This is a genomic window from Winogradskyella pelagia (genome assembly GCF_017581965.1).
Lineage (GTDB): Bacteria > Bacteroidota > Bacteroidia > Flavobacteriales > Flavobacteriaceae > Winogradskyella > Winogradskyella pelagia.
In genome coordinates, this window is sequence record NZ_JAGEVF010000033.1 from 1 (window position 1) to 1717 (window position 1717).

Below are 1717 nucleotides of genomic sequence, written 5' to 3' on the forward strand. Positions count from 1 at the left end.
ACCCCAATTTGGTCTACGCGCTCAATAGGGTGGAGAGTGAGATTATTGCCAATTACCTAAATGATAACCAGTGTAGCCAAGAGGCGCAAGGGTTTACGCTGGCAGCAATAGATGTCATTTTAGATGGTGGCGAAGTGGATTTTGATGATAGGGTAACAATGGATAGTACATTTGTCAATAACGAAAAGGCACATTGTACTTATCAAAAACTTACTCAAAATACAAATTTTAAGGGGCTCATAGAGAATTTTACTGGCAATGAAAACCCGAATCTAACTTTTAAGATTGTACCTAATTTGGATTGTACTAGTGATGGGGACATAGACGAAGGCTGCACCTCTAGTAGTTTAAGTTCAAATAATTCAATAACTATTTCCATAGACGAAAACTATGTAAACAGTAGTACCACACCAACTTTGTTTATTGCCCAAACCATAATTCATGAGGCCATACATGCCAATTTATATTTGGCAATTTATAACTTTGAAGCTGGAAACCCTGTAAACTTACCCGATATCAATGACTTTCCTGCCATCTATGAACAGTACAGACAGCTCACCAATCGTCAGCATGAAATAATGGCTGGCGAATTTACAGGCCTAATAGCACAGCTTTTGCAACAAATCCATCCCTTGTTAAACGACCAACAATTTATCGATTCACTCGATGATTATAGCTTTTCTTTACAAGATTTTTATACCAACCTCGCTTACGTTGGGCTTCAAGGTACGGCAGGATATGACATTTATATGAGTAATCCTGAAAATGCCCAAAATTATAGCGTAGGCTTTTACGATGCTCAAGCCAATTCCAATAAAGAACCTAATTGCAATTAGACATGAGAATTTTATCATTTTTGGTTTTTTTTACCCTAACTACCTGTGGCTCGGTACCCCAAAAGACTCCAGAAGAAGTCAATTTTTATTTTTACTTCGAAGAAGTTGAAGGTAAAATGAGTTCCTATTACAATGCAGAAAAGCAAAAAAAAAGCTATACCTATTACCCTCAAAATGCAGTAAGTATCTTGTTTTATGTTAAGAAGGACAATGGGAAATTTTTGCAAAAAACAATTAATCCAAAAGATACGGTTGGTCTAGGCGTGAAGACCTATGATTGGTTGAATAGGTTTGATAATATCAGAAGAGATAGTTTTTTGTATCGCAAACCTCGAAAGAACTATTTTATCATTGAAAAAGACAGTATTTTAGAAAAATTGAAACTAATTGAAGTTGTGCAAATTGATGAAATTGAGTAAGTTATTGTTTATCTTATCACAAAGGACTATATTCTTAAACTTAGTAGGTTAAATAAAAAAACCCCTTCCAAATTCTGGAAGGGGTTTTTGTTAATAGATATTATTTGATTTTGTTACCATCTTTGTCAAAGAACGCCTTCCCAAACTCAAAGGACTTATTTTAAAATAGGTCTTTTTTTTGTGCCGCCTTTTAATTGATTACGGAAAAACCATAAAAGTAATTGCAAATGTTCCTCCATTTTAACATTCTCTAGTTTGCTCTCTAAAACGTTCCTTGTTAATTTGAAGCCATCCCTCCCTAAAAACTGATTTATAGCGATTAAAAAGTAACCTTTTAATCTATATAAATTTTATGAAAAACAAATTGATATGGGCAATGCTTATACTGCTAGCCCTAACACGTTGCGAAAAAGAGCCTGCTCTGCAAGAGGCTGAGGACGTCAATCTCGGTGCTATAGATTT

General features: G+C 34.8%; 2 protein-coding genes. Both read left to right on the plus strand.

The window, feature by feature from the left end; translation table 11 throughout:
• On the plus strand, positions 1-836 hold an 836-nt coding region (locus J4050_RS15105; protein ID WP_208155452.1), incomplete at its 5' end, for a hypothetical protein.
• 2 nt (positions 837-838) lie between these two features.
• Positions 839-1255 (plus strand): hypothetical protein, encoded by a 417-nt coding sequence (locus J4050_RS15110; RefSeq protein WP_208155453.1) that lies wholly within the window; start codon positions 839-841, stop codon positions 1253-1255.
• The last annotated feature ends 462 nt before the right edge of the window (positions 1256-1717 follow it).